This is a genomic window from Amycolatopsis sp. WAC 01416 (assembly GCF_003947485.1).
Lineage (GTDB): Bacteria > Actinomycetota > Actinomycetes > Mycobacteriales > Pseudonocardiaceae > Amycolatopsis.
This window is the reverse complement of the sequence record NZ_QHHX01000003.1, coordinates 16,991-42,530: the sequence shown is the minus strand read 5'-3', so window position 1 is coordinate 42,530 and position 25,540 is coordinate 16,991. Positions and strand designations below refer to the sequence as shown.

Sequence of the window (25,540 nt, the reverse complement as noted above, 5' to 3'; positions counted from 1 at the left end):
TCCTTTTTACGCCGGTTGGATGGTGACGGGCTCGTGCTCGGCGGCGTAGCGCTGCGCCCACGGATAGTCCGGTTTGCCGCTGGGCGAGCGCCCGATCTCCTCGGCGAGCCACAGACTGCGTGGCACCTTGTACCCGGCGATCTCGGTCCGCACATGCGCCTCGATCGCGGCGAAGTCGAGCTCCTTGCCCGCCCTCGGCTGGATCACCGCGGCCACCCGCTGGCCGAGCCGGTCGTCGGGGATGCCGATGACGAGCGCGTCGAAGACGTCCGGATGCGACTTCAGCGCGCCCTCGACTTCCTCCGGGTACACCTTCTCGCCGCCGGTGTTCACGCACTGCGACCCCCGGCCGAGCAGGGTCACCGTAAGGTCGTCCTCGTAGCGCGCGTAATCACCCGGGACGACGTACCGCTTGCCGTCGATCTCGACGAAGATCTTCTCGGTCTTCGCGGGATCCTTGTAGTACCCGAGTGGAACGTGCCCGCGCCGGGCGATCAGCCCGATCGCGCCCGGTTTCGGCTCGACGAGCGCGCCGTCGTCGTCCACCAGGATCGCGTCCTTGCCGAAGTTGACCCGCGGGCCGGCGGAATGATCGCTGTCCTTGCTGACCATGCCGATGCCGGTGAACCCGCTTTCGGACGATCCGATCGCGTCGGTGATCACCACATGCGGGAGCAGCGACAGGAATTCCTGCTTCACCGACTGGGAGAACAGGGCTGCGTGACTCGACACCGCGACGATCGACGACGCGTCGTAGTCGCCTTCGCGGTAGGCGTCGATCAGCGGCCGCGCCATCGCGTCGCCGACGATGGTGAGCACCTGGACCTTGTTGTCCTGCACCGCTTTCCAGACGTCGTGCGCGTCGAACCGCGGGACGAACACCACCGGGCTGCCGGTGAACAGCGCGCCGAACGCGGCCCACTGCGCGGCGCCGTGGATCAGCGGCGCGGCCGGGAGCCGGACCAGGCTGCCCGACTTGCCCTGTTCGGCGAGTGTCCATTCGTCCGGGACGTATTCGCCGGTGACGAAGTTGATGCCGCCGCCGAGCGCGCGCCAGATGTCCTCGTGACGCCACAGGACGCCCTTGGGATAGCCGGTGGTGCCGCCGGTGTAGAGGATGTAGATGTCGTCGGCGCTGCGTTCGGCGAAGTCCCGCTCTGGTGAGCCTTCGGCGAGCGCGGCTTCGTAGTCCACGCCGCCGTAGGACGAATAATCGCCGTCGCTTCCGTCGTCGACGACGACAACGTGTTTCAGTTTCGGCGTCTCCGGCAGGACGGCGGCCACCTTGTCCGAATACTGGCGCTCGTGGACCAGCGCCACGAGGTCGGCGTTGTCGAACAGGTACCGCAATTCGCCGTGGACATAACGGTAGTTGACGTTGACCGCGATCGCGCGCAGCTTGTACGCGGCGATCATCGATTCCAGTGCCTCGATCGAGTTCCGGGAATAGACACCGATGTGGGATCCAGGTCCCACGCCGTGTGCGGCGAGATGGTGCGCCAGCCGGTTGGCGCGCTCTTCCAGTTCGGCGAAGGTGACCCGCCGATCGCCGCAGACGACCGCGATGCGCTCCGGCACGGCGTCGACGGCGTGCTCGAGTAGATCCGCGATGTTGAGTGCCACTCCCTCAAAGTAGAACATGTTATCGTTCCGGGCAATGGCCGCTCTTTGGGAGGTTCTGGTGGGCGAACCGCACGCGCTGGTGGAAAAGATCGAACACACCCTCGTGGTCACGATGAACCGTCCCGAGGCTCGCAACGCGCTCAGCGGCGAGATGCTCGGGATCATGGTCGAGGCGTGGAACCGGGTCGACGAGGACGACGACATCCGCTGCTGCGTACTCACCGGCGCGGGTGGCGCGTTCTGCGCGGGCGCGGATCTGAAGTCGATGTCGAAGAACTCGCCGTCCGACTCGTTCGAGAAGGGCACGTTCGACCCCAGCCGGATCGAGGGCCTGCTCAAGGGCCGTCGGCTGACGAAGCCGTTGATCGCCGCCGTCGAAGGTGCCGCGATCGCCGGCGGCACGGAGATCCTGCAAGGTACCGACATCCGCGTCGCGGGCGAGAGCGCGAAGTTCGGCGTCTCCGAGGCGCGGTGGAGCCTGTTCCCGATGGGCGGTTCGGCCGTCCGGCTTCCCCGCCAGATCCCGTACACCGTCGCCGCGGACCTGCTGCTGACCGGACGGCATATCAAGGCGGCCGAGGCGCTGGAGATCGGCCTGATCGGCCACGTCGTCCCGGACGGGAAGGCCCTCGACAAGGCCATGGAGCTGGCCGGCCTGATCGCGGCGAACGGCCCGCTCGCGGTCCGCGCGATCCTCAAGACCCTGCGCGACACCGAGGGCATGCACGAGGAAGAGGCCTTCAAGCTCGACGCTCAGTACGGCATCGAGGTCTTCGCGAGCGAAGACGCGAAGGAAGGTCCCCGCGCCTTCGCCGAGAAGCGCAAACCCGTCTTCCGGGGCCGCTGACCCCGCAATTAGTCACCTACTTGCGAGAGGATGCCATCGCAAGTAGGTGACTGATTGCGTTACGGCACGCGGTGTCCGGCCCAGTAGGGGTCGCGGAGCTTGCGCTTGTAGAGCTTCCCGTTCGGGTCGCGCGGGAGTTCGGGCAAGTAGTCGACGGAACGCGGGAGTTTGAACTTCGCGAGCCGGGACGCCGCGTACTCGAGGATCTCCGCGGTCAGCTCCTCGGAGGGCTCGACGCCGTCCGCGGGCTCGACGACGGCCTTGATCGCCTCGCCCCAGTCCTCGTGCGGGACACCGAACACCGCGACGTCGGCGATCTTCGGGTGCATCACCAGTTCGCCTTCGATCTCCGCCGGGTAGACGTTGACCCCGCCCGAGATGATCAGGTCGGCCTTGCGGTCGTGGAGGAAGAGGTAACCGTCCTCGTCGAGATGCCCGACGTCGCCGAGCGTGAACAGGTCCCCGACGCGCGCTTTGTCCGTCTTGGCCCGGTCCTTGTGGTACTCGAACTTCGAGTCGCCCATCTTCATGTACACGGTGCCGGTTTCGCCCGCGGGCAGTTCCGTGCCCTCGTCGTCGAGGATCTTGATCGTCGAACCCGGCCACGGCAGCCCCACCGAACCCGGCTTCCTGAGCCACTCCTCCCCCGAGATCGCCGTCCCGCCGCCCTCGGTGGCCGCGTAGTACTCGGTGACGACCGGCCCCCACCAGCCGAGCATCCGGCGTTTGACCTCCAGCGGACAAGGCGCGGCGCCGTGGATCATCACGCGCAGCGAACTCAGGTCGTAGGCCGCGCGGACGTCGTCCGGCAGCGCGAGCAGGCGGCGGAACTGCGTCGGGACCATATGACTGTGCGTGACGCGGTGCCGCTCGATCAGCCGCAGCATGTCCTCGGCGTCCCAACGGTCCATCAGCACCGCGGTATGCCCCAGCTGCAGCGAGATGGCGACGAAGTTGAGCACCGCCGTGTGATAGAGCGGCGACCCGCACAGGTGCACGTGCTCGTCGTGCGGCGCCAGGCCGAAGATCCCGAAGAACCACGTAGACGCGCCCGGAACGGTGTCGGGGTCGGCGCCGGTCAGCGGCCGCCGGACACCCTTGGGCCGTCCCGTTGTCCCGGACGTGTACAGCATCGGCGAGCCCGCGGTGCGCCGCTCCGGACGCCCGTCGCCCTCGCCGGAGCCGAGTTCCTCGATCCGGCGGAAGCCTTCGACGTCGCCGACGGCGAACCGCCCGCGTTCCGGGATCCCGGCCTCGTCGGCGGCGGCGATCGCGACGTCGGCGAAGCGTTCGTGCGCCAGGAAGGCCTTGGCGCCACTGTCGGAAAGGATGTAGGCGACCTCCGGCCCGACCAGATGCCAGTTGACCACCACGATGTACAGACCGGACTGGATGGCGGCGAAATAGGCCGCGACGAGTTCGTCGCCGTTGGGCTGCAGGACGACGACCACGTCGCCTGCCTCGAGCCCGAGCGCCTGAAGCCCCCGCGCGTACGCGTTCGCTTTCGCGGCGAGCTCTCCGTAGCCGATCGAGCGGCCGTCCGGATCGACGAGTGCGACCCGCTCCGGCTCCTGCGCGGCGATGTTCCAGACCCCAAGTGTCCCGGTGGCAGTCGACATACCGCAAATCTAGAACGCGTTCCACTCAAGAGCAACCGTCAGCGAGCCCGACACGACCGATCTTGCCGGAAAATCGAGAACGTGTTTCACTCAGAATGTGAGCGCACCCGAACTCCCGCTGTCGGCCCCGCTCAACGTGGGCTTCGACTACACCCGCTCGGTCGGCCCCGTGCTCGGCCGGTTCGTCAACGCCCTGCGCGAGCGCCGCGTCGAAGGCGTTCGCGGCAGTGACGGCCGCGTGCACGTACCGCCGCTGGAATACGATCCCGTGACCGCCGAGGCGCTGTCCGACTTCGTGCCGGTGGCCTCCGAGGGCGAGATCGTCTCCTGGTCCTGGATCGCCGAACCCCTCGACGGCCAGCCGTTGTCGCGGCCGTTCGCCTGGGCGCTGATCCGGCTCGACGGCGCCGACACGTCGATCCTGCACGCGGTCGACGCGGGCAGCCCCGGAGAAGTCCACACTGGACAGCGAGTGCGGATCCGCTGGGCGGACGAGACCGTCGGCCACATCCGGGACATCGCCTACTTCGTCCCCGCCGACGGACCCGACACCGAATCCACCGAGGCGCCTCCCCCTGTCGCGAAACGCGAAGAGGGTGCGCCGGTCAGCGTGGTGATCACGCCGATCCACCTGCGTTACGAGCATTCCGCGTCACCGGAGGAAAGCCGGTACCTGCGCGGGCTCGCCGAGGGGAAGCTGATCGGCCAGCGCTGCCCGTCCTGCGAGAAGGTCTACATCCCGCCGCGCGGTGCCTGCCCGACCGACGGCGTCCCGACCACCGACGAGGTCGAGCTGCCCGACACCGGCATCGTCACCACGTTCTGCATCGTGAACGTGCCGTTCCTCGGACAGAAGATCAAACCGCCATACGTGGCCGCGTACATTCTGCTCGACGGCGCGAACATCGCGTTCCTGCATCTCGTCCTCGGCTGCGACGCCGCCGACGTCCGGATGGGCATGCGGGTCCGGGCCGCGTGGAAACCGCGGGACGACTGGTGGACGTCGCTGGAGAACATCGGCCATTTCGAACCGACCGGCGAGCCTGACGCACCGTACGAATCCTTCGCCCACCATCTGTGAGGACCACAGTGCCAGATGTAGCAGTCGTGGGCTTCGCGCAGGCCCCCAACGTCCGCAGCACCCCGGGCACCACCAACGGCGTGGAAATGCTGGTGCCGATCTTCGCCGAGGTCTTCGAGCGCACCGGTCTGTCCAAAGAGGACATCGGGTTCTGGTGCTCCGGCTCCTCGGACTACCTCGCCGGCCGCGCGTTCTCGTTCATCGCCGCGGTCGACGCCATCGGCGCCTTCCCGCCGATCCACGAGTCGCACGTCGAGATGGACGCCGCGTGGGCGTTGTACGAGGCGTGGCTGAAGATCCGGATGGGCGAGGTCGACACGGCACTCGTCTACGGCTTCGGCAAGTCGTCCGCCGGGCAGCTGCGCCGGGTGCTGGCCCTGCAAATGGACCCGTACGTCGTCGCGCCACTGTGGCCGGACTCGGTGAGCGTCGCCGGGATCCAGGCGAGGCTGGGGCTCGAAGCCGGGCTGTGGTCCGAAAAGGATCTCGCCGAAGTCGCCGCGCGCAGCCGCGCCGACGCCGCCGGGAATCCCGCCGCGCAGCTCTCCGGATCCGTCGAAGTCGCCGATCTCCTTGACGCCCCGTTCGTCGCGGATCCCTTACGGGCCCACGACATCGCCCCCGTCACCGACGGCGCCGCCGTCCTCGTGCTCGCCTCGGTCGAGCGGGCGGCGGACCTCGTCGACAGTCCCGCGGTGATCACCGGAATCGAGCATCGCGTCGACTCCCCCGCGCTCGGTGTCCGGGATCTCACCAGGTCACCGTCCACAGTGGCCGCCGGGCGCGCGCTCGATCTCGACGGCGTCGAGGTCGCGGAACTGCACGCGCCGTTCACCCACCAGGAACTGATCCTGCGCGAGGCGCTGGGCCTCGGCGACCAGGTGCGGATCAACCCCTCCGGCGGGGTCCTGACCGGAAACCCGATGTTCTCGGCGGGGCTGGCGCGGATCGGTGAGGCGGCGAACCGCATCCTCGACGGCAGCGCGCGCAAGACCCTCGCCCACGCGACCAGCGGCCCCGTCCTCCAGCAGAACCTGGTCGCGACCTTGGAGGTCCTCTCGTGAAGCACCTCGCGGCCGTACTGGGAACCGGCCAGACCCACCACAAGGCCAAACGCACCGACGTGTCCATGCCCGGACTGCTCCGGGAGGCCATCGACCGGGCGATGCTCGACGCCCAGACCGGCTGGGACGACATCGACGCCGTCGTCCTCGGCAAGGCGCCGGATCTGTTCGAGGGCGTGATGATGCCCGAACTGTTCCTCGCCGACGCGCTCGGCGCGACCGGGAAGCCGTTGCTGCGGGTGCACACCGCGGGTTCGGTGGGTGGTTCGACCGCGCTCGTCGCGGCGTCGCTGGTGCAGGCCGGGGTGCACAACCGGGTGCTGACCGTGGCCTTCGAGAAGCAATCCGAGTCGAACGCGATGTGGGGCCTGTCGATTCTGCCGCCGTTCCAGATGCCGGTGGGCGCCGGGGCGGGCGGCTATTTCGCACCGCACGTGCGCTCGTACATCCGCCGGTCCGGCGCGCCCGACCACATCGGCGCGATCGTCGCGGCCAAGGATCGCCGCAATGGCGCCCTGAATCCCTACGCTCATCTGCGGCAGTCCGACATCACGGTCGAGTCGGTGCAGGCGTCGCAGATGCTGTGGGACCCGATCCGCTACGACGAAACGTGCCCGTCCTCGGACGGTGCTTGCGCGATGGTGATCGGCGACGAGGCATCGGGCGACGCCGTCCCCGGTGGCGCCGCGTGGATCCACGCGACCGCGATGCGCACCGAACCGACCACGTTCGCCGGACGCGACCAGGTGAACCCCCAGGCCGGACGGGACGCCGCCGCCGCGCTGTGGCGGGACGCGGGCATCACCGACCCACTGTCCGAAGTGGACGCCGCCGAGATCTACGTGCCGTTCTCGTGGTTCGAGCCGATGTGGCTGGAAAACCTGGGATTCACCGGCGAGGGCCAAGGCTGGAAGCTCACCGAGGCCGGCGAAACCGCGCTCGGCGGCCGCTTGCCGATCAACCCGTCGGGCGGTGTCCTGTCGTCGAACCCGATCGGCGCGTCCGGGATGCTCCGGTTCTCCGAAGCGGCCAAGCAGGTGATGGGCCGGGCCGGGGACTACCAGGTCGACGGCGCGCGGATCGCGCTCGGGCACGCGTATGGCGGCGGTTCGCAGTTCTTCTCGATGTGGGTGGTGGGCTCGGCCAAACCGAGCTGACGGTCCCCTGACCCGTGCAATGAAGGACGCTTTCATAGCAAATTTTGCTATGAAAGCGTCCTTCATTGCACGGGTCAGGGACGGCGGCGTGGCCGGAGGCGTTGCGCGGCCAGTGTCGCGACCACTCCGGTCACCGCACCCACCAGCACCGGTTTGAGGCCGTGCCGATCGGGCGCCGCCATCACGGGCCGGACCACCACGGGCGGCGGCGGCCGGACCGGATCCGGTGGGGCGTCGCGCGCGGTCGCCGTCCAAGCCGTGACGAACACCAGCATCCGGGCCACCAGCGAGATGAAGAAGATCAGACCGATGATGGAGCCGAACGCGACCCCGGTCGGCGAGTTCCCGATCAATCGCAGGTAGATCCCACCGGCCTGCTTCAGCAGTTCGAAGCCCAGTGCCAGCGCGACCGCGCCGCGCATCGCGCTACGGACACCGACCGGCTTTCGCGGCAGCCGGGTGAGCACCCAGAGGAACACGAGCCAGTTCGCCAGCAGCGCCAAGGGAATCGAGATCGCCGACAGCACGTTGTGCCCCCAGGCGGTGTCGTCCACCCCGGCCAGCCCCAGCAGATACCGGCCGAGCGCGGAGCCGGAAATCGTGATGGCGAAGGAGACCAGCAGCGCGCTCGCGAGGCCGAGCAGCGCGAGCAGATCCGCGGCGATCGTGCGCAGCAACGGCAGATCCGACCGGTTCTGGCCCCACAGCGCGGTGAGCGCGTCGCGGAGCGAGTTCATCCAGTTCCAGCCGGAGTACAGCCCGATGATCAGACCGATGATCCCGACGCTGGTCCGCTGCTCCACGAACCCGGTGAGCAGCTCGCCCGCCTTGTCGCCGAGGCCGCCGGGCAGGGTCCCGGTGATCGCGCTCAGCATCGACTCGATCAGCTGCGGCTGGCTCGCCAGCACGAAGCCTGCCACCGACACCGCGACCATGAGGATGGGCACCAGCGAGAACAGGCTGAAATAGGTGATCGACGCGACGTAGTGGTACCCGCCGTACTCGATGTAGCGGTTCACCGCCCGCGCCACGTGGTCCAGCCAGCGGTAGCGGGCACGCAGCCGCTTCCATTTCGTCGGTGCTTGCTTCTCCCTCACACGCCAATGTCTACCTCAGCGAGGTCACGGCTCGTGGTCAACACGCGATCAAGCGAGCGCGATCAGTCCCGAGCCGTCGTCCTCCGGCAGTGACGGGCCCGCGGTCGCCAGGACGGTGTTGCCGAGAAAGTCCAGCTCACAGCCGAGGGTGGAGAGGAACGCGGTGTCGGCGGCATCGCGTCCGGTCGCGATCCGGCACAGGCTCTGCCTCGGCGCGAGGCCGGTCGCGTCGAAGACGTACCAGCGGCCGTCGATCGCGGCCTCGAACACGGCGTGGAAGTCCATTGGGGACAGTCCGGGCGCGTAGACCGCGGCGAACCGGGCGGGGATGTCGATCACGCGGCACAGCGAGATGCAGACGTGCGCGTAGTCGCGGCAAACCCCCGCCCCGGCGAGGTAGGTGTCGACTGCGTCGTCGGTCGGCGAACCGGAACCGACCACATAGGACAGGTGTTCGCCGACGTGCCGGACGATCGCCTCCACCTGGGTGCGTGTGTCGGGCAAGCCACCGAAGCGGGACAACGCGAGCCCGCCCATCCGGTCCGAGGGGCAGTACCGGCTGGGCCGGGTGTAGCGGATCAGATCGTCTTGACCGAGCGACTCGGCGTCGGCGGCGCCGAGTTCGCGTTGGGCCCGGTATCGCACGACGTGTTCCCCGGACGGCAGATCGACGACCTGTGCCCGGGTCCCGTGCTCGAACGCCACCTGGCGCGGCGGCGCGGGATAGGCGAACTCCTCCTGGGCGGCCCCGCCGGCGAGCGCGACCACGAACGCGGCGGGGCCGGGTTTCGTGACCCGGAAGGACATTTCGACGTCGACCTGAACGTGGGGACCCATGGCCCCATGGTGCCTCACGGCATCGGCTCAGGCGTACCGGACCTGGTAGTGCTTGATCCCGTTGAGCCAGCTCGACCGGAGCCGGTCCGGCGGCGAGACTTCGGTGATGTCCGGCATGACATCGGCGATGGCGTTGAAGATCAGATCGATTTCCAGCCGCGCGAGGTTGGCGCCGATGCAGTAGTGCGATCCCGTGCCGCCGAAGCCGACGTGGGGGTTGTCCTCGCGGAGGATGTCGAACTTCTCCGGCTCGTCGAAATGGTCCGGGTCGAAGTTCGCGGAGCTGTAGAACATCCCGACCCGGTCGCCCTTGCGGATGTGCTGCCCGCCGAGTTCGGTGTCCCTGGTCGCGGTGCGCTGGAAGGCGACCACCGGCGTTGCCCAGCGGACGATCTCGTCCGGGGCGGTCTTCGGCCGCTCCTTCTTGTACAGCTCCCACTGATCGGGGTGATCGAGGAACGCCTTCATCCCGTGGGTGATCGCGTTGCGCGTGGTCTCGTTGCCCGCGACGGCGAGCAGGATGACGAAGAACCCGAATTCGTCGGAGGCCAGCGACTCACCGTCGACGTCGGCTTGGATCAGCTTCGTGACGATGTCGTCCATCGGGCACTTGCGCCGCTCTTCGGCCATGTTCCAGGCGTAGCCGACGATCTCCGCCGACGCGGCGAGCGGCTCGACCTCGTACTCGGGGTCGTCGTAGGAGACCATCTGGTTCGACCAGTCGAAGACCTTCATCCGGTCTTCCTGCGGGATGCCGATCAGTTCGGCGATGGCCTGCAACGGAAGTTCGCACGCGACGTCCACTACGAAGTCGCCGGAGCCCTTTTTCTTGGCCTCGCCGACGATCTTCTCCGCACGATCGCGCAGGGTGTCCTCGAGCTTCGCGATCGACCTCGGCGTGAAGCCCTTCGACACGATCCGCCGCAGCTTCGTGTGCTGCGGGGCGTCCATGTTGAGCAGGACCAGACGGTTGGCTTCGAGACTGTCGTCGGTCATGTTCTCGTCGAACCGGATGATCGCGGTCTTCTCCCGGGAGGAGAACAGCTCGCTGTCCCTCGACACCGCCTTGACGTCTTCGAGCCGGCTGACCACCCAGTAGCCGTCATCGCGGAAGCCCGCGGTGTTGTGCGGCTGCGGGTTCCACCAGACCGGTGCCGTACGGCGGAGTTCGGCGAACTCCTCCAGAGGCAGTCTGGTGGCGTAAAGATCCGGATCGGTGAAATCGAAACCGGCGGGGATCAGGGGAGCGGCCACGGGCTACCTCCTACGCGGTTCGCCAATGAAACACGTTCTAGACCCGATTGAAGCATACGGCGTTTACCAAGTGAAGAGTTTCAGTGAAACCCGTTTACTCAGCCAGCGGGAACCGTTCGAGCGCAGCATGAAGCGGGACCGGCGACCAGTGATCAAAAACCGGCCAACCCAGGGGCGACTTGCTCAAATCAAGAACGTGTTCTACTTTTCTCGGTAGTGAACGGTGTTTCCCAGGAGGCGAACGTGGGTAGTCCGGTGATCGTCGAGGCGGTCCGCACCCCTGTCGGCAAGCGGCGGGGTCACCTGGCGGGGCTGCATGCCGCCGAGATCCTCGGCGCGGCGCAGCGCGCCCTGCTCGAACGCGCGGGGCTGGATCCAGCGCTGGTCGAGCAGGCGATCGGCGGTGCGGTGACCCAGGCAGGCGAGCAGGCGGGCAATGTCACGCGCACGGCGTGGCTGCACGCCGGGCTCCCCGAGACCACGGGCGCGACCACCATCGACGCCCAATGCGGCTCGGCGCAGCAGGCGACGCATCTGATCGCCGGGCTCATCGCGGCCGGGGCGATCGACGCGGGCGTCTCCTGCGGTGTCGAGGCGATGAGCCGGGTCCCGCTCGGCGCGAACCGCGGCGAGGGCATCGGCACGCCACGGCCCCGGACGTGGTCGATCGATATGCCGAACCAGTACGGCGCGGCCGAGCGGATCGCGGAACGCCGCGGGATCACCCGCCACGACGTCGACCTGTTCGGGACCGCGTCGCAGACCAAGGCGGCAGCCGCTTGGGCAGCGGGACACTTCGATCGCGAGGTCGTCGCGGTGAAGGCACCCGTGCTCGGCGAGGACGGCACGCCGACCGGCGAGACACGGCTGGTGTCCCGTGACCAAGGGCTGCGTGACACGACCGTCGAAGGCCTCGCCAAGCTCAAGCCCGTCCTCGAAGGCGGCATGCACACGGCCGGAACGTCGTCGCAGATCTCCGACGGCGCGTCCGCGCTCCTCCTGATGGACTCGGACCGGGCGAAGACGCTGGGCCTCCGGCCGCGAGCACGGATCGTCTCGCAGGCCTTGGTCGGCGCGGAGCCGTACTACCACCTCGACGGTCCCGTGCAGGCGACCGAACGTGTCCTGGACAAGGCGGGGATGACGATCGGCGACCTCGACCTCTTCGAAGTCAACGAGGCGTTCGCTTCAGTCGTGTTGTCGTGGCAACGGGTGCACGGGCCCGACGAGGACAAGGTCAACGTGAACGGTGGCGCGATCGCGCTCGGGCATCCCGTCGGCAGCACCGGCGCCCGCCTGCTGACCACGGCACTGCACGAACTGGAACGCCGTGACGCGAGCACCGCACTGGTGACGATGTGCGCAGGCGGCGCGCTTTCCACCGGCACGATCATCGAACGGATCTAGCGCCGTGGCTCTCAAAGCGGGCTTCCTCGCCCAGTCTGCCAACCGTGGTTTGAGAGGCACACGCTAACCCAAGCCGACCTCGACCACCGGACCGTTGTCCGGCCTCGCGAGCCGTTTGCTCCCCTGACCCTCCTTCCAGAAGTCGAAATAGATGGTGTTGCCCTCGACCCAGGTCAGCACCGCCTCGGTGAGGTCGAGCCGGAAGACGTGCGCCTCCCCGTCGTCGCCCTGCAGGCGGGCGACCTCCGCCGGATCGGTGATCTCGACGGCCTTTCCCGACACCTTCGCGTCCGCGCCGCCCTCGTCGATCGCCGAGGCGGCGTGGATCGCGAACCTGCCGTCGTGCTGTAGGTCTTTCGCCTTCATCGCGCCGATCATCGAACCGATCAGCAGGTCCTGTTCACGGAAATCGACCTCGCTGCCACTGACCCTTGGCGAGCCGTCCCGCCGGACCGTCGCCAGCACATGCGACTTCGCCGCGGTGAACCGCTCTTTGATCTTCTCCGCCAGCGTGGGTGCCTCTTCACTGAACTGCTGCCACGTCGCCATGCGGAACAGCGTCCCACCGGGGTCCGACAGTTTCGAGCGGTCAGGGCCGCGGCGCCCCCATCGGATTCGGCAGCGGGATCGCGCCGGTGTCGAAGATCCGGCGGCTCAACGGGATGGCGATCCGCAGGACTTCGGCGGCTCCGACCTCCCCGAGCGCTTCCGAGGGGCCGGCGGCGAGGCGGTCGGTCTCGTCTTCGATCCGTTGGCGCAGCGCGATTCCCTGCTCGGTGAGCTTCAAATCGCCGTCGAGGAAGCCTCGTCCGGCCAACCGCGCGACGCTCTCGTCCCATTCGTCATCGGACCACCCACGATTGACCTGGATGACCTCGCGGGTCACCGCCCCGCTGCCGATATGGGTCAGCGTGGTGTCGAGTCCGCGCAATCCTGCGGCGACCGCGGAGAGCACGTGACCGTCCCCGCGATGCTCGCGCAGCACCGTCGCCGCGAGCCAGACTCGCCCGGCCGCCGTGGCGGGCCTGGCGACCGAAGACCAGGCGGCGGCAAGCGGCCTGCCCGCGAAATCGCAGCCGGCGACGGCCTGTTCGAGCAGGTCGGCCAGTTCTTCGAAGGGCGCGTCGGCGGGCAGGATCCGGTTCAGGGCTGCCTCGACGGCGTCCATCCGGCTCTGGAGCACGGCGGCCGGTTCGGCGTATTTCCACGCGTCCGGCAGGGATCGCGCGACCCTCCGCGGGGAGAACCCGAAGAGCATCGCGGTCGCGGGTGGTTCCGGCAGCGGCCCGAGCGGCGCGACCCGGCCGGCGAAATAGCCCATCCACCAGCCGGGCAGACCCACCGCCTTGGCCGCGGCCGCCGTTTCCGGGGCGAAGTAGACGACGGCGTGCAGCGGCTCGACCGCTTCCCAGAGACGGCGCTGAAGTGACTTCACCTTCTCATCTTGGCCGCACCGAAAACCGGATGCGAGCCCGCCGTTCGGTGGGGTGTGATCACCGGCATGGCGATCGACTTGGAACGACCGGGACTCGACGGATTGAACGAAGCCGTGGAGGCGCTGCGGGACTGGCAATCCGAAGGGGTGGCTTGGCAGCTGCATCCCGGTGACCTCGGCTGGTTCTGGCGCTCGGGGGCGGAGGCGACAGCCGCGGCGGTCCGGCTCTGGCGCCGCGACGGCCGGATTCTCGCCGTCGGACTCCTGGACGGAGCCGACCTCCTGCGGCTCACGACCGCGCCGGACGTTCGCCGGGACGAGGAACTGGCACGGCGGGTGGCCGAAGACGTGATCGCGCCCGAACGCGGTGTGCTTCCGCCGGGGAACGTGTCCATCGAGGCGCCGAAGGACGCGTTCATCCAGGACGTCCTGCCCGAGCACGGCTGGCGCACCGACGAACCGTGGACACCGTTGCGCCGCGACCTCACCGAACCGGTGAAGGCCCCGGACCTGAGGATCGAGACGATCGGACCGGACCGAGCGCACGTATGGGCCGACCTGACACGGGCGGCGTTCGACGGGTCGACGTTCACCCCCGAGAAGTGGCACACGATGGCCGCCGGGGCGCCGTATGCCGATGGCCGGTGCCTGGTCGGGTACGACGACGAGGACAACGCCGTCGCGGCGGTGGCCGTATGGTCGGCAGGCCCGGGGAAGCCCGGGATCCTCGAGCCGATGGGCGTGCACCGGGACCATCGCGGGCACGGTCATGGCAGGGCGATCACCTTCGCGGCGGCGGCCGCGCTCCAGGAACTGGGGTCGTCGAGCGCGGGCGTGAACACGCCTAGTTCGAATGTCGCCGCCATCGCGACCTACGAGTCCGGTGGGTTTCAGCAGCTTCCCGCGGTCCGGGATCTCGCGCGGGACGCCTCCTGAGCGGTGAGGACGGGTCCGCGGTCGCGGGGATGTCGTGAAGTGTCCCTTTGAGACGATGGCCGTCTCAAAGGGACACTTCACGATATAAGAACTAAGCCCCGTAAACGGGTTCAGGGACCGGAGCGTCCGCCAACAGCTCCGCCACCACCGGCCCGAGTTCGGCCGGTGCCCACCGGGAACCCTTGTCCCGCACCGTGCCGTGCCGCCAGCCTTGCGCGATCGAGACGCGTCCGCCGTCGACCTCGAACACCCGGCCGGTGACCCCGGACGACTCCTCACTGCCGAGCCACACCACCAGCGGTGACACGTTTTCCGGTGCCATGGCGTCGAAACCGTCCTCCGGCGCGGCCATGTCGTCGGCGAAGGCCACTTCGGTCATGCGGGTGCGGGCGGCCGGGGCGATCGCGTTCACGGTGACGCCGTAGCGCGCGAATTCGGTGGCCGCGACCAGCGTGAGACCCAGGATTCCGGACTTCGCGGCCGCGTAGTTCCCCTGCCCGACGCTGCCGAGCAGGCCGGCGCCGGAGCTGGTGTTTATCACCCGCGCGGCCCGCGTCCGGCCCGCTTTCGCCTCGGCGCGCCAGTACTCGGCGGCGTGTCGCGTCGGCGAGAAATGGCCCTTCAGGTGGACACGGATGACCGCGTCCCATTCGTCCTCGCCGAGGTTGACGAGCATCCGGTCGCGCAGGAATCCCGCGTTGTTGACCAGGACGTCCAAGCCGCCGAACGTTTCGACGGCCGTCCGCACCAGTGCGGCGGCGCCGTCCCAGGACGCGATGTCGTCGGTGTTCGCGACCGCCTTGGCGCCGAGCGCCTCGATCTCGTCGACGACGTCCTGCGCGGGCCCCGCCGACCCGCCGCTGCCGTCGATCCCGGCGCCGAGGTCGTTCACCACCACCCGCGCGCCCTCGGCGGCGAAGGCGAGCGCGTGCGCCCTGCCGATTCCACGACCGGCCCCGGTCACCACCACGATCCGGCCGTCGGCGATCCCGCTCACACCGGCTCCTTTCGTTCTTCGACCTTGGAATTGGAAGCGGCGAGAAAGGCAGGCACCTCTCCCCCGCCGTGCACGGTCAGGCAGGCGCCGCTGACATAGGACGCCAGCGAGGACGCCAGGAACACCGCGCAGGAACCGATCTCGTCCGGTTCGGCCAACCGTCCTAACGGGACTGTCGCGCCCACGGCCGCGATGCCCGCCTCGTCGCCGTAGTGCAGATGCGAGTGCTCCGTCCGCACCATGCCGACGTCGAGCGCGTTGACCCGCACCTTCGGCGCCCACTCGACGGCGAGCGACGCGGTCAGGTTGTCCAGGCCCGCCTTCGCCGCACCGTAGGACGCTGTCCCCGGCGACGGTCTCGTCGCGCTGACACTGCTGATGTTCACGATGACGCCGCCGCTTTCCTGCTGCTGCATGATCGCGTTCGCCGCGCGGGCGACGGTCAACGGCGCCAGCAGGTTCAGCGAGACGATCTTTTCGTGGAACCGCGGCGACGCGTTCGCCACCTCGGCGTACGGCGCGCCGCCCGCGTTGTTGACCACGACGTCGAGCCTGCCGTGCCGCCGGACGACCTCTTCGACGAGCGCGTCGACCTCTTTCGGGTCACGGACGTCGCAGGAGATGAACGTCGATGCCTTGTCCCCGGCGCAGACCGGCCGCTCGGGTTCGGTGCGGGCACAGGTGACGACTTCGGCGCCGGCACGCAGGAAAGTCCTGGTGACACCGGCGCCGACGCCGCGCACCCCACCGGTCACCAGCACCACGGCGCCGTCGAGCCGGAGTTCGAGTGCCATGCGAGGCCTCCTTCACGTCGCTGTACCCGGGCCGGACGTCCTGCTAACGTACCAAGCAAGTGCTAGGTTTGGTAGCTGAGAAGGGTGCACGATGACCGTTTCCACCCACTCACCGGAGCCCGGCATCGCCGTGGTCACGGTCGACGCGCCCCCGGTGAACGCGCTGAGCGTGAAGGGCTGGTTCGCCCTCGCGTCCGCCGTCACCGACGCCGGACGCGATCCCGCGACCCATGTGGTGGTGCTGCGCGCGGAAGGCCGCGGGTTCAACGCCGGGGTCGACATCAAGGAGATCCAGCGCGATCCGGGGTACGGCGCGCTGATCGGCGCGAACGAGGGGTGCGCGGCGGCGTTCTCCGCCGTGTACGACTGCGCGGTCCCGGTGATCGCCGCGGTGCAGGGCTTCTGCCTCGGCGGCGGGGTAGGCCTGGTCGGCAACGCGGACGTGGTGATCGCCAGCGAGGACGCGACCTTCGGCCTCCCGGAGGTCGATCGCGGCGCGCTCGGCGCGGCGACCCATCTCTCGCGGCTGGTCCCCCAGCATCTGATGCGCGCCTTGTACTACACGGCGTCGACGATCACCGCGGCCCAGTTGCACCACCACGGTTCCGTCTACGCCGTCGTCTCGCGCGAGGAGCTCGACGAGACCGCGCTCGGTGTCGCGCGGCAGATCGCGGCGAAGGACACCCGCGTGATCCGCGCCGCGAAACAGGCCATCAACGGCATCGACGTCCAGCCCGTGCACCGCAGCTACCGCTTCGAGCAGGGATTCACCTTCGAACTCAATCTGGCGGGCGTCTCCGACGGCGCGCGCCAGGAGTTCTTGGATGGTAAGGGGAAGTGATGGCCGACAAGCGCATGACGCCGGACGAGATGGCCGCCGAACTGCGGGACGGCATGACGATCGGCATCGGCGGCTGGGGTTCGCGGCGCAAGCCGATGGCGCTGGTGCGCGCGATCCTGCGCTCGCCGGTCAAGGATCTCACCGTGGTCTCCTACGGCGGTCCGGACGTCGGGCTGCTGGCCTCGGCCGGCAAGATCAAGCATCTCGTGTTCGGCTTCGTCACCCTGGACTCGATCCCCTACGACCCGTGGTTCTCCCGGGCGCGGGAGTCCGGGTCGATCTCCGTCACCGAATACGACGAGGGGGTGTTCGGGACCGGCCTTTCCGCTGCCGCGCAACGGCTTCCGTTCCTGCCGACGCGGGCGGGACTCGGCTCCGGCGTCAGGGACCTGAACCCGTCTTTGCGCACCGTCCGCTCGCCGTACGACGACGCCGAAGAGCTGCTGGCCGTGCCCGCGCTGGAGCTCGACGCGGCCTTCGTCCACCTCAACCGCGCCGACGCCCGGGGCAACGCGCAGTATCTGGGGCCGGATCCGTACTTCGACGAACTGTTCGCTCTGGCCGCCGAAAAGTGTTACGTGTCCACGGAAAAGATCGTGGAGACGGCCGAACTCGCCGAAGCGGGGCCGGTGCAGAGCCTGCTGCTGAGCCGGATGCTCGTCACCGGGGTGTCCGAAACACCGAACGGCGCGCATTTCACCACCGCCGTCCCGGACTACGGACGCGACGAACGTTTCCAGCGTCACTACGCCGAAGCGGCCAAGGATCTCGACGCGTGGCCGCGATTCGTCGACAGGTTCCTGTCCGGCGATGAGGCGCACTACCAGAAGGCCGTCGCCGAATTCGGGGAGTCCGCATGAGTGACATCAGTCGTGCCGAAGTGGCTGTCGTGGCCTGTGCCGAATTGTTCCGCGGTGACGGCGAAATCGTGGTGAGCCCCATGGGGTTCATCCCGTCGCTGGGCGCCAGGCTGGCGAGGCTGACTTTCGAACCGGACATCCTGCTGTCCGACGGCGAAGCGTACTTGATGACCCCTGACGCCGTCGTCGAAGGCTGGCAGCCGTTCCGCAAGGTCCTCGACACCGTGGTACCGCGCGGGAAACGACATGTGGTCATGGGCGCCAACCAGATCGACGGCGAGGGCAACCAGAACATCTCGGCGATCGGCGACCATTCCCGGCCCAAGAAACAACTTCTCGGTGTACGCGGCGGGCCGGGCAACACGGCCAACCACCGCACGAGCTATTGGGTTCCGCGGCACGGCAAGCGGGTCTTCGTCGATCAGGTCGACGTCGTGTCCGGCGTCGGCTATGCCAGGGCACGCGAGGCCGGGTTGCGGTATCACGACGTCCACCGCGTCGTCACCAACCTCGGCGTCCTGGACTTCGGTGGCGAAGACCACGCGCCGAGGCTGCTTTCCGTGCATCCGGGCGTTTCCGTGGACGAGGTCGTCGAGGCGACGTCGTTCCCGCTGATCACCGACGGGGTCACCGAGTCCCGGCTGCCGACCGAGTCCGAGCTGCTGCTGATCCGCACCAGCCTGGATCCGAAGTCCTTGCGGGACAAGGAAGTGCCGTCGTGAAGACCGCGCTGACCGAGCTGGCCGGGATCCGGCATCCGATCGTGCAGACCGGGATGGGCTGGGTCGCCGGGCCGCGACTGGTGTCCGCGACGGCGGAAGCGGGCGGCCTCGGCATCCTCGCGTCCGCGACGATGACCTACGACGAGCTGGCGGCAGCCGTCAAGGAGGTCAAGAGCCGCACGTCCCAGCCGTTCGGCGTCAATCTCCGCGCGGACGCCGAAGATGCCGCGCGCCGGGTCGAACTGCTCATCACCGAGGAGGTCCGCGTCGCGTCCTTCGCGCTCGCGCCGAAGAAGGACATGATCGCGCGGCTCAAGGACAACGGCGTCCTCGTCGTCCCTTCGGTCGGCGCGGCCAGGCACGCGGAGAAGGTCGCGGGCTGGGGTGCCGACGCCGTCATCGTGCAGGGCGGCGAGGGCGGCGGGCACACCGGCGGGGTCGCGACGACCCTGCTGCTGCCTTCGGTGCTGGACGCGGTCGACATCCCGGTGGTCGCGGCGGGCGGCTTCTTCGACGGCCGGGGGCTGGCCGCCGCGCTCGCCTACGGGGCGGCCGGCGTCGCCATGGGCACCCGGTTCCTCCTGACGAGGGAGAGCACCGTTCCCGACGAGATCAAGCAGGCCTATCTCGCCCGTGATCTCAACGGCACCGTCGTCACCCGCAAGGTGGACGGGATGCCGCATCGCGTCCTCCGCACGGAACTGGTCGACGCGCTCGAGTCCGCCGGTCCGGTGCGCGGGTTCGCGAGGGCCGCCCGCAACGCCTCGAAGTTCCGGAAACTGACCGGGCTGTCGTGGCGCTCGCTGGCCACCGAGGGAGTGCGGATGAAACGGGGCGGCGACCGGACCTGGTCGCAGGTCCTGATGGCCGCCAACACGCCGATGCTGTTGCGCGCCGGGCTCGTCGAGGGCGACCGGAGCGCCGGGGTGCTGGCGTCCGGGCAGGTCGTCGGCCTGCTCGACGACCTGCCCACGGTCGGCGACCTCATCGAGACCATCGTGGCCGACGCCACCGGCATCCTGCGGCGGCTGGCCTCGGAGTGAGGGTCCGGGCACGCTGTGCTTGACTTCGGCCATGATCTCGGAGAGTCGTTGTCCGGTCGAGGACGGTGAGCTGTACGTCCGCAGCACCGGCGAGGGGCCGCTTCTGCTCCTGATCGCGGGCGGGCTGGGCTCGGCGGACACCTTCCGGGCGATGACGAAGCTGCTCGCGGACGACTACACCGTCGTCACCTACGACCGGCGCGGTCACTTCCGCAGCACGGACACCAGCACCGGCCCGGTCAGCGTGCCGAAGCAGGCCGACGACGCCCACGCGGTGCTCCAGCACGTCGGCGACGGCCCCGCGAGCGTGTTCGGCACCAGCGCGGGCGCCATGATCGGTCTCGACCTCGTGGCCCGCTACCCGGACGCGGCGACCGTCCTGGTCGCCCACGAACCCCCCGCCATCCAGCTGCTGCCCGACGCGCTGGGCTGGCTCGACGAGGCCAACGCGCAGGTCCGGCTCGCCCAGGCGGGCGACCTGATGGGGGCGTTCAAACGGTTCACCGACGGGATCGCCGGTGCCGCGCTGCCCGAACTGCGCGCGATCCGGCTGCCGAACGAGGAGGACTGGAAACGGCTCTTCGGCCGCGAACTGGCCGAGATCCTCGACTACCTTCCCGACCTGCGGGCGCTGCGGAAGGCGAGGACCGAGATCGTCCCTGTCGCCGGTGTCGGCAGCCGGGGGCATTACCACTACCAGCCCGCGAAGGTCCTCGCGCTCGAACTGGGCCTGCCGTTCACCGAGATGCCCGGGGCGCATCTGGCGCCACAACGGAACCCCGCCCAGTTCACCGAAGCGCTGCGGGACCTCCTCGAGGCCTGAAGCGGGCGTTCGGCCACCCCGCTCACGGCATCAGCGGCAACTTCCCGACCAGTTTGTCGATCCGGTTGCGCGGGCCGACGATGCCGATCGCGCAGAAGTCCATCTCCTCGGTCGGGATTTCCTTCATCGTCGCGAGGAAGTCGTCGTAGACCCGGATCTGCTGGGCGACGGCGGGCATGTCGGCGACGTGGCAGCCCGGCGAGGTCGCGGCCTTGGCGCGGATGGCGCGCAGCTTCTCCGCGTCGGCCGACAGAATCGAGCAGCCGACCCAGGGCAAGCCGGTGTAGTGCTCGCCGTTCGCGTCGACCGCTTCGTCTCCCAGGAGACCGGTCACGGACTTCGCCGTGGCGACGGCCGTGCAGACCGCCGCGTTGACCGCACGGCCGGGCGGCAGCTCGCTGTTGACCACGATGACCCACTTCAACCTCGCCGCTCGGGTGGACGCGGTGAAGTCGATCTCGTCGGGGGTGAATCCGATGGCCGTACCGTACTCGGACATTCAGCTGGTCTCCTGCTCACATCAACGGATGAACAAGGCTAAGCTAGGAGGACATACGAGTACAGTCCATCGTGTTCGTATTTAATACGGCAGAAGGGTCGAGATGGCGCGATTGGACGAACTTGATAAGGCGATCCTGGCGCAATTGCAGTCGGACGCACGGAAGACCAACCGCGAAGTGGCCGCCGCGGTGGGCGTTTCGCCGACCACCGCGCTGGACCGCACCCGCGGGCTACGGGAACGCGGCGTGATCCGCGGCGCGCTGCTGGACGTGGACCTGCCATCGATCGGCCGCGGAGTGCAGGCGCTCATCGCGGTGCGGGTGCGCCCGCCCTCGCGACGGAACATCGAAGGCTTCCGGAACTGGGTCAACGCCCTGCCCGACCTCGTCGGGCTCTACGTGACCACCGGGACCGAGGACTTCATCCTGCACGTCGCGGTCCCGGACAACGACAGCCTCTATGCCTTCGTGATCGACAAGCTGACCGAACGCCCCGAGGTGGCCGACGTGCGCACCTCCATGGTGTTCGAGCACAGCCGGCGCACCCGGATCACGCCGGTGGATCGGTAGACCTCGAAGCCTGTCGGCGGAGCTGCGACGCGATCGCGGACGCGGGTCCACCAGCAGATATTCAGAGCTCGCGGATGACCCGGGCCGGATTGCCCGCCGCGAACACCTTCGACGGCAGGTCGCGGGTGACCACACTTCCCGCGCCCACCACGGTGTCGTCGCCGATGGTGACCCCGGCGCAGACGATGACGCCGCCGCCGAACCAGACGTTGTCCCCGATGGTGATCGGCGCGGCCGATTCCCAGCGAGCTCGCCGCAGCTCGTGATCCTCCATCGGATGCAACGCGGTCAGCAGCTGGCAGCGCGGGCCGATCGAGCAGTCCGAGCCGATCTTGATCGGCGCGCAGTCGAGCAGGATGGCGTCGTAGTTGAGGAAACTGTTGGCGCCGATCTCGATGAGATAGCCGTAGTCGCACTGGAACCGCGGCATGATCCAGGAGCCTTCGCCGAGTTTGCCAAGCAACTCACGCAGAATCGTGTCCCGCTCACCGGCCTCTTCCGCGCCCGTGCCGTTGAACCGGTCGACGAGCGACTGCGCACGCCTGCGGTCCGACACCAGTTCAGGGTCGTTGTCCCGGTACAGCTCGCCGCGCAGCATGCGGTCCTTTTGCTCACCCATACCGCCAACCTACCGAAAGTGCCCCGCCGGCGAGCCTCCCTCGGGAAGCCGCCGACAGGGCGGATGAACGCTTGCGGAGCGTTCTTCAGTTGTGTCGATCCGTTTCCAGGGAGGGCCGGCCCGGCGGGTGGGTGAGGTGTAAGGGGGGACCCGCCGGGCCGGAGTATCTTCCTTTCTCTTCGCAGGTTCCTGCTTCCGTTTCAGTGCGTCATTCGCGGCACTTGCGGCCTTCGTTGACGCAGTCGACGAGCCGGTCCATGATCTGGTCCGACATCACGTTCGCGAAATCGTCGTGATCGGAGAACGGGTTGTGGTCCTCTTCGGGGAACGAGTCCACTTTGTACTGGCCGTTGACCTGGATCTGCCGGGGGATCTCGTAGGTCAGTGAGATCGTGAGCTCCGGGACGGCGGTGAGGCCGTTCGCGCATTCGCCGTTCTCGTCCGGGTACTTGATGTGGTCTCGGTGATTCTCACTGTCGATGTTGTTGCCGTCGAGACAGCTCGGGAAGGTGTGCACCCGCTTGACGTCGCTGCCCTCGGGGCAGATCGGGTACTGCTTGATCACCCTGTTCTCGAAACCGGTGCAGGTCCAGCTCTCCCGCGCGTTGGCGGGACCATTGGTGGTGACTTTCGCGTCACCGTAAAGGATGCGAAGGAACTTCGGCATCTCCTGCACCTTCTCCTGGGCATTGCCCTTGAAGGTGATGTCGACGACCGCGGGACGCTGGATCTCCCCGTCGTTGCCGGCGAGTTCGTTGTCCGCGTTCGGCTCTTCCAGTTGAGCCTCGTTCTGCTGGTCCTGCTGATTCTGCTGGTCCTGCTGGTTCTGGTCGTTGTTCCGGTTCTGGTTCTGCTGGTCGTCGTCCTGGTTCCGCTGCCGGTTCCGGTCTCCGTCGCGGTTCTGGTCCCGGCCGTTCTGGTTCTGTTGCCCTTCGGCTTCCTCCGCGGTGTCGATCCGCACCACCGGCCAGAAGTACGTCGACTCGTCACCGTTCTCGCAGGTGGTGCCGGCGCCCAGCAGGCTGTCGTTGTCCGAATCCGCGTTCGTGGAAAGGTTTCCGACGTAATCGTGCAGATGCTGGGCGCCATTGCGGACACCCGGCTGCGCGATGAAGTTGTCGGGATTGAAATGCCCGTTCTCGTTCTTGCCGCAGTCGACGGTGAACGAACCCGTGGAGGCGTTCCGGCCCGGCTCCGGCTTGTCGACGTTCGGCCGGACCTGGGTGATGTCCACGAACTGCGACTTGTCCACCTCGTCCGCGGCGGCGCTGTCGGAGTCGCCGGTCGTGGTGGACACCACCAGCCCACCGACCGCGATCGACAGGCCGACCAACGCGGTCGCGATCTTGGTCCTGCGGGCGATGCGATGGCGCCCTTGATTTCGTGCCATTGACTTGCTCACCTCATTACGTTTCCGGGCACGCGAATTAATCGCGCCCAGGCATGAGCCACGCGTTTGTCGAATACGCGGATTCGGCGAATTCGCGGCGAACCTTCCGTTCGCCCGCCGAGGGACATCCGGCTACTGGGAGATACGGCTCCAGCCGGGAGGCGGTTCAAAAAGCGATCTCGCCGTTATCTTTCCGTTATATTAAGAGGCAGGCAAAGGCGGCGTGATCAAGCCTCCGACGAAGGGCTTCTTCGCTGGTTCAAGATGGACAGGAGGCCTTCGTGACGTGGCCCTGGACCGACCACAGGAGCCGACCGCGCCTTGAGTGTCCACAAGGGACAACTTCACGTGACGAAATGTCCGATTGATGACCATAAGCACGGTTTCACAGGAGGGTACAAAATGGACACCGTTGCCCAACTGGCGTCCCTTGTGGACGGTCAAGAGCGCGCAAGGCTCCTAGGCAACCCGGCTCCCACCACCTTTGCCTTACCTCTCAATAAGGCTAGCGGCGCACGATGGCCAGCACGGTGCCGTCCTGCTTGTGCACCTCGAAGCGTTCGATGTCGGCCTTCTGCAACGCCGTCGAACCGGTGATGACGAGGGGATCCGGGGAACCGGGGACGCCGTATCCCTTGGACGGCACGCTCCAGTTGTTGACGACGTACGCCTCTCCGCCGTGGGAGTAGGCGAAAAGCTGGCAGACCATCGGGCCGATGAGGCCGCGCAGTTCGAGTTCGACGGCGCTGCCCCACTCCTTCTCCTGCACCGTGACCTCCGCGGCGACCGCGTTGCCCGCTTCGGACCAGCCGAACGGGGCGGCACCGCCGTCCGGGCCCGCGTCCCGTTCCCGGGAGGCGGAGGGAGCAGGCACCACCGATGTGACAACGGTGGGAGCGGCCTGCGTGATGACCGGTTCACGGTCGGTGAGCGACAAAACGGTGAGCGGGCCGCCGACGACGAGCACGAGTACGGCGGCGGCCGTCGCGAGCCGGATGACCTTGCGCCGCCGGCCGGCCTTGGCGGCGTCCGCGAGCAGCATCCGCAGCACGCGCGGCCCCGGACCCTTCACGGGCGGATCCGGCCAGCTCTTCTTGACCATGTCCAGGATGTCGGGCAGGTGGTACATCTCCACCAATTCGACCTGACACTCGGGACACTCCAGCAGATGTGCCTCGAACCTCGCGTGATCCTCCTCGCCGAGGACGCCGAGCACGTAGGCGGCGATGTCCGTGTGGACGGCTCCGGACACCTCGCTCACCCCCGCTCCTGCAGCGCCCTGCGCAACGCGCGCACAGCGTGATGGATCCGCGATTTCACCGTACCCGGCGGAACCCCCAGCGTCGCCGCGACCTCGTTCACGGTGCGGTCACGCAAGTAGGTCTGCTGGACGGCTTCACGTTGCTCCGGGGAAAGATTGCGCAGGGCCTCGTAAACGATCATGGCCGCGAGCGTCTTCTCCGATTCGTCCGGCACTCCGATCGAATCCGACTCCAGTTCCTCCACCTCTTGAGGGCGGGCGCTCCGGCTCCGCCAGCCGTCGATGACGATGCGCCTGGCCACGGTGAAGAGCCAGGCACGCAGCATTTCCGGCTGCCGGTCGAGTTTGCCGGCGTTGCGCCACGCCTTGATGAGCGTCTCCTGGACCACGTCCTCGGCCCACTGGCGATCGTGGCCGGTCAGCTTCAGCACGAACGCCATCAGGCTCGATCCGAACTCCTGGTACAACGCCCTGATGAGGTCGTCATGCCCGTTCGACGCGGGTTCATGATCGACTATTGGCTGCAGTATCCGAGAGTGGCGTCCCACGCGGCACATCTTTGTGTGCGCGAGGGCGATAAGTCCAGTGCCAAAACCGTTCGGGCCCCGTTCTCCGAGGACGGGAAAGTTTTTTGAACCGTTTCCGACTCGTGACCGTATCCCCTACCGAAGACCCCCGACCCGGCGCTGTCCCCCGCACCGCCGAATCCACTGTGGATCATGACCGTCCACAGTGGACCTGAACCTGCCTGCACACCATCTCC

The 25,540-nt window shown here is 68.0% G+C and carries 26 protein-coding genes; 12 read left to right on the top strand and 14 right to left on the bottom strand.

The genetic code is table 11. The annotated features are described in order from the left end of the window. Positions 1-6: 6 nt before the first annotated feature. Positions 7-1,623: an acyl-CoA synthetase gene (locus tag DL990_RS10080; RefSeq protein WP_199746295.1), complete on the bottom strand. Its 1,617-nt coding sequence runs from the start codon at positions 1,621-1,623 to the stop codon at positions 7-9. Positions 1,624-1,681: 58 nt separating this feature from the next. On the opposite strand from DL990_RS10080, the gene DL990_RS10075 reads away from it, so the two are divergent. Beyond that, complete coding sequence (locus DL990_RS10075) at positions 1,682-2,470, top strand: crotonase/enoyl-CoA hydratase family protein (RefSeq protein ID WP_125780413.1); 789 nt, start codon at positions 1,682-1,684, stop codon at positions 2,468-2,470. Positions 2,471-2,529: 59 nt separating this feature from the next. Here the strand turns inward: DL990_RS10075 and DL990_RS10070 are convergent, their stop codons facing one another. Next, entirely contained in the window at positions 2,530-4,089 is a 1,560-nt protein-coding gene (locus tag DL990_RS10070; protein ID WP_125798526.1) for an acyl-CoA synthetase, read from the bottom strand. A gap of 97 nt (positions 4,090-4,186) precedes the next feature. Here DL990_RS10070 and DL990_RS10065 point away from each other — a divergent pair, with 97 nt between their 5' ends. The 3 genes from DL990_RS10065 to DL990_RS10055 are packed head-to-tail and all read left to right on the top strand — an operon-like array spanning position 4,187 to position 7,391. Next, positions 4,187-5,170: a Zn-ribbon domain-containing OB-fold protein gene (locus DL990_RS10065; RefSeq protein WP_125798525.1), complete on the top strand. Its 984-nt coding sequence runs from the start codon at positions 4,187-4,189 to the stop codon at positions 5,168-5,170. 8 nt (positions 5,171-5,178) lie between these two features. Continuing rightward, positions 5,179-6,234 carry a thiolase domain-containing protein gene (locus DL990_RS10060; protein ID WP_125780166.1) on the top strand — a complete coding sequence of 352 codons (1,056 nt, stop codon included), beginning with the start codon at positions 5,179-5,181 and terminating at the stop codon, positions 6,232-6,234. Next, positions 6,231-7,391, top strand: a complete 1,161-nt coding sequence (locus DL990_RS10055; protein WP_125798524.1) for a thiolase domain-containing protein — start codon at positions 6,231-6,233, stop codon at positions 7,389-7,391. Before DL990_RS10060 ends, DL990_RS10055 begins: the two co-directional genes overlap by 4 nt. A 74-nt stretch (positions 7,392-7,465) precedes the next feature. On the opposite strand, the gene DL990_RS10050 is transcribed toward DL990_RS10055, so the two are convergent. Genes DL990_RS10050 through DL990_RS10040 form a run of 3 tightly spaced genes read right to left on the bottom strand, consistent with a single transcriptional unit; the run spans position 7,466 to position 10,579 of the window. Then, entirely contained in the window at positions 7,466-8,488 is a 1,023-nt protein-coding gene (locus tag DL990_RS10050; RefSeq protein WP_125780162.1) for a YhjD/YihY/BrkB family envelope integrity protein, read from the bottom strand. A 48-nt stretch (positions 8,489-8,536) separates the two neighbouring features. Further along, positions 8,537-9,325 carry a transglutaminase family protein gene (locus tag DL990_RS10045; RefSeq protein ID WP_125798523.1) on the bottom strand — a complete coding sequence of 263 codons (789 nt, stop codon included), beginning with the start codon at positions 9,323-9,325 and terminating at the stop codon, positions 8,537-8,539. 27 nt (positions 9,326-9,352) lie between these two features. Then, positions 9,353-10,579, bottom strand: a complete 1,227-nt coding sequence (locus tag DL990_RS10040; RefSeq protein WP_125780158.1) for a cytochrome P450 — start codon at positions 10,577-10,579, stop codon at positions 9,353-9,355. 243 nt (positions 10,580-10,822) lie between these two features. Between DL990_RS10040 and DL990_RS10035 the strand changes: the two genes are divergently transcribed. After that, entirely contained in the window at positions 10,823-11,986 is a 1,164-nt protein-coding gene (locus tag DL990_RS10035; protein WP_125798522.1) for a steroid 3-ketoacyl-CoA thiolase, read from the top strand. A 63-nt stretch (positions 11,987-12,049) separates the two neighbouring features. Here DL990_RS10035 and DL990_RS10030 read toward each other — a convergent pair whose 3' ends face one another. Continuing rightward, complete coding sequence (locus DL990_RS10030; RefSeq protein WP_125798521.1) at positions 12,050-12,535, bottom strand: pyridoxamine 5'-phosphate oxidase family protein; 486 nt, start codon at positions 12,533-12,535, stop codon at positions 12,050-12,052. A 40-nt stretch (positions 12,536-12,575) separates the two neighbouring features. Continuing rightward, on the bottom strand, positions 12,576-13,421 hold the full coding sequence (locus tag DL990_RS10025) for a hypothetical protein (RefSeq protein WP_125780152.1): 846 nt from the start codon (positions 13,419-13,421) through the stop codon (positions 12,576-12,578). Between the two features lie 66 nt (positions 13,422-13,487). On the opposite strand from DL990_RS10025, the gene DL990_RS10020 reads away from it, so the two are divergent. Further along, positions 13,488-14,357: an N-acetyltransferase gene (locus DL990_RS10020; RefSeq protein ID WP_125798520.1), complete on the top strand. Its 870-nt coding sequence runs from the start codon at positions 13,488-13,490 to the stop codon at positions 14,355-14,357. A 91-nt stretch (positions 14,358-14,448) separates the two neighbouring features. Here the strand turns inward: DL990_RS10020 and DL990_RS10015 are convergent, their stop codons facing one another. Together DL990_RS10015 and DL990_RS10010 are read right to left on the bottom strand one after the other, a co-directional pair. Continuing rightward, the gene (locus DL990_RS10015; protein WP_125798519.1) at positions 14,449-15,354 is read right to left on the bottom strand and encodes an SDR family oxidoreductase; all 906 of its coding nucleotides are present in this window, start codon (positions 15,352-15,354) and stop codon (positions 14,449-14,451) included. Further along, the gene (locus DL990_RS10010; protein ID WP_125798518.1) at positions 15,351-16,148 is read right to left on the bottom strand and encodes an SDR family oxidoreductase; all 798 of its coding nucleotides are present in this window, start codon (positions 16,146-16,148) and stop codon (positions 15,351-15,353) included. The genes DL990_RS10015 and DL990_RS10010 overlap by 4 nt, the downstream gene beginning before the upstream one ends. A gap of 91 nt (positions 16,149-16,239) precedes the next feature. Between DL990_RS10010 and DL990_RS10005 the strand changes: the two genes are divergently transcribed. From DL990_RS10005 to DL990_RS09985, 5 genes are read left to right on the top strand one after another with little or no spacing between them, the layout of a single operon-like run. Next, positions 16,240-16,989: an enoyl-CoA hydratase family protein gene (locus DL990_RS10005; protein ID WP_125780144.1), complete on the top strand. Its 750-nt coding sequence runs from the start codon at positions 16,240-16,242 to the stop codon at positions 16,987-16,989. Next, positions 16,989-17,849: a CoA transferase subunit A gene (locus tag DL990_RS10000; RefSeq protein ID WP_125798517.1), complete on the top strand. Its 861-nt coding sequence runs from the start codon at positions 16,989-16,991 to the stop codon at positions 17,847-17,849. The genes DL990_RS10005 and DL990_RS10000 overlap by 1 nt, the downstream gene beginning before the upstream one ends. Then, positions 17,846-18,571, top strand: coding sequence for a CoA-transferase subunit beta (locus tag DL990_RS09995; RefSeq protein ID WP_125798516.1), 726 nt, complete (start codon positions 17,846-17,848; stop codon positions 18,569-18,571). The genes DL990_RS10000 and DL990_RS09995 overlap by 4 nt, the downstream gene beginning before the upstream one ends. Beyond that, complete coding sequence (locus tag DL990_RS09990) at positions 18,568-19,614, top strand: nitronate monooxygenase family protein (protein ID WP_125798515.1); 1,047 nt, start codon at positions 18,568-18,570, stop codon at positions 19,612-19,614. The genes DL990_RS09995 and DL990_RS09990 overlap by 4 nt, the downstream gene beginning before the upstream one ends. A gap of 31 nt (positions 19,615-19,645) precedes the next feature. Continuing rightward, entirely contained in the window at positions 19,646-20,437 is a 792-nt protein-coding gene (locus DL990_RS09985; RefSeq protein WP_125798514.1) for an alpha/beta fold hydrolase, read from the top strand. Between the two features lie 22 nt (positions 20,438-20,459). Here the strand turns inward: DL990_RS09985 and DL990_RS09980 are convergent, their stop codons facing one another. Then, positions 20,460-20,936: a DUF2000 domain-containing protein gene (locus tag DL990_RS09980; protein WP_125798513.1), complete on the bottom strand. Its 477-nt coding sequence runs from the start codon at positions 20,934-20,936 to the stop codon at positions 20,460-20,462. Between the two features lie 103 nt (positions 20,937-21,039). Here DL990_RS09980 and DL990_RS09975 point away from each other — a divergent pair, with 103 nt between their 5' ends. Continuing rightward, entirely contained in the window at positions 21,040-21,507 is a 468-nt protein-coding gene (locus DL990_RS09975) for an Lrp/AsnC family transcriptional regulator (RefSeq protein WP_199745424.1), read from the top strand. 61 nt (positions 21,508-21,568) lie between these two features. Here DL990_RS09975 and DL990_RS09970 read toward each other — a convergent pair whose 3' ends face one another. The 4 genes from DL990_RS09970 to DL990_RS09955 all read right to left on the bottom strand — a co-directional run bounded on the left by DL990_RS09970 (position 21,569) and on the right by DL990_RS09955 (position 25,325). Then, complete coding sequence (locus tag DL990_RS09970) at positions 21,569-22,126, bottom strand: sugar O-acetyltransferase (RefSeq protein WP_125780132.1); 558 nt, start codon at positions 22,124-22,126, stop codon at positions 21,569-21,571. 208 nt (positions 22,127-22,334) lie between these two features. Continuing rightward, on the bottom strand, positions 22,335-23,516 hold the full coding sequence (locus tag DL990_RS09965) for a DUF1996 domain-containing protein (RefSeq protein WP_125798512.1): 1,182 nt from the start codon (positions 23,514-23,516) through the stop codon (positions 22,335-22,337). A 505-nt stretch (positions 23,517-24,021) separates the two neighbouring features. Beyond that, the gene (locus tag DL990_RS09960) at positions 24,022-24,777 is read right to left on the bottom strand and encodes an anti-sigma factor (RefSeq protein WP_125780128.1); all 756 of its coding nucleotides are present in this window, start codon (positions 24,775-24,777) and stop codon (positions 24,022-24,024) included. Next, positions 24,774-25,325: a sigma-70 family RNA polymerase sigma factor gene (locus DL990_RS09955; RefSeq protein WP_034317190.1), complete on the bottom strand. Its 552-nt coding sequence runs from the start codon at positions 25,323-25,325 to the stop codon at positions 24,774-24,776. The genes DL990_RS09960 and DL990_RS09955 overlap by 4 nt, the downstream gene beginning before the upstream one ends. Positions 25,326-25,540 lie beyond the last annotated feature (215 nt).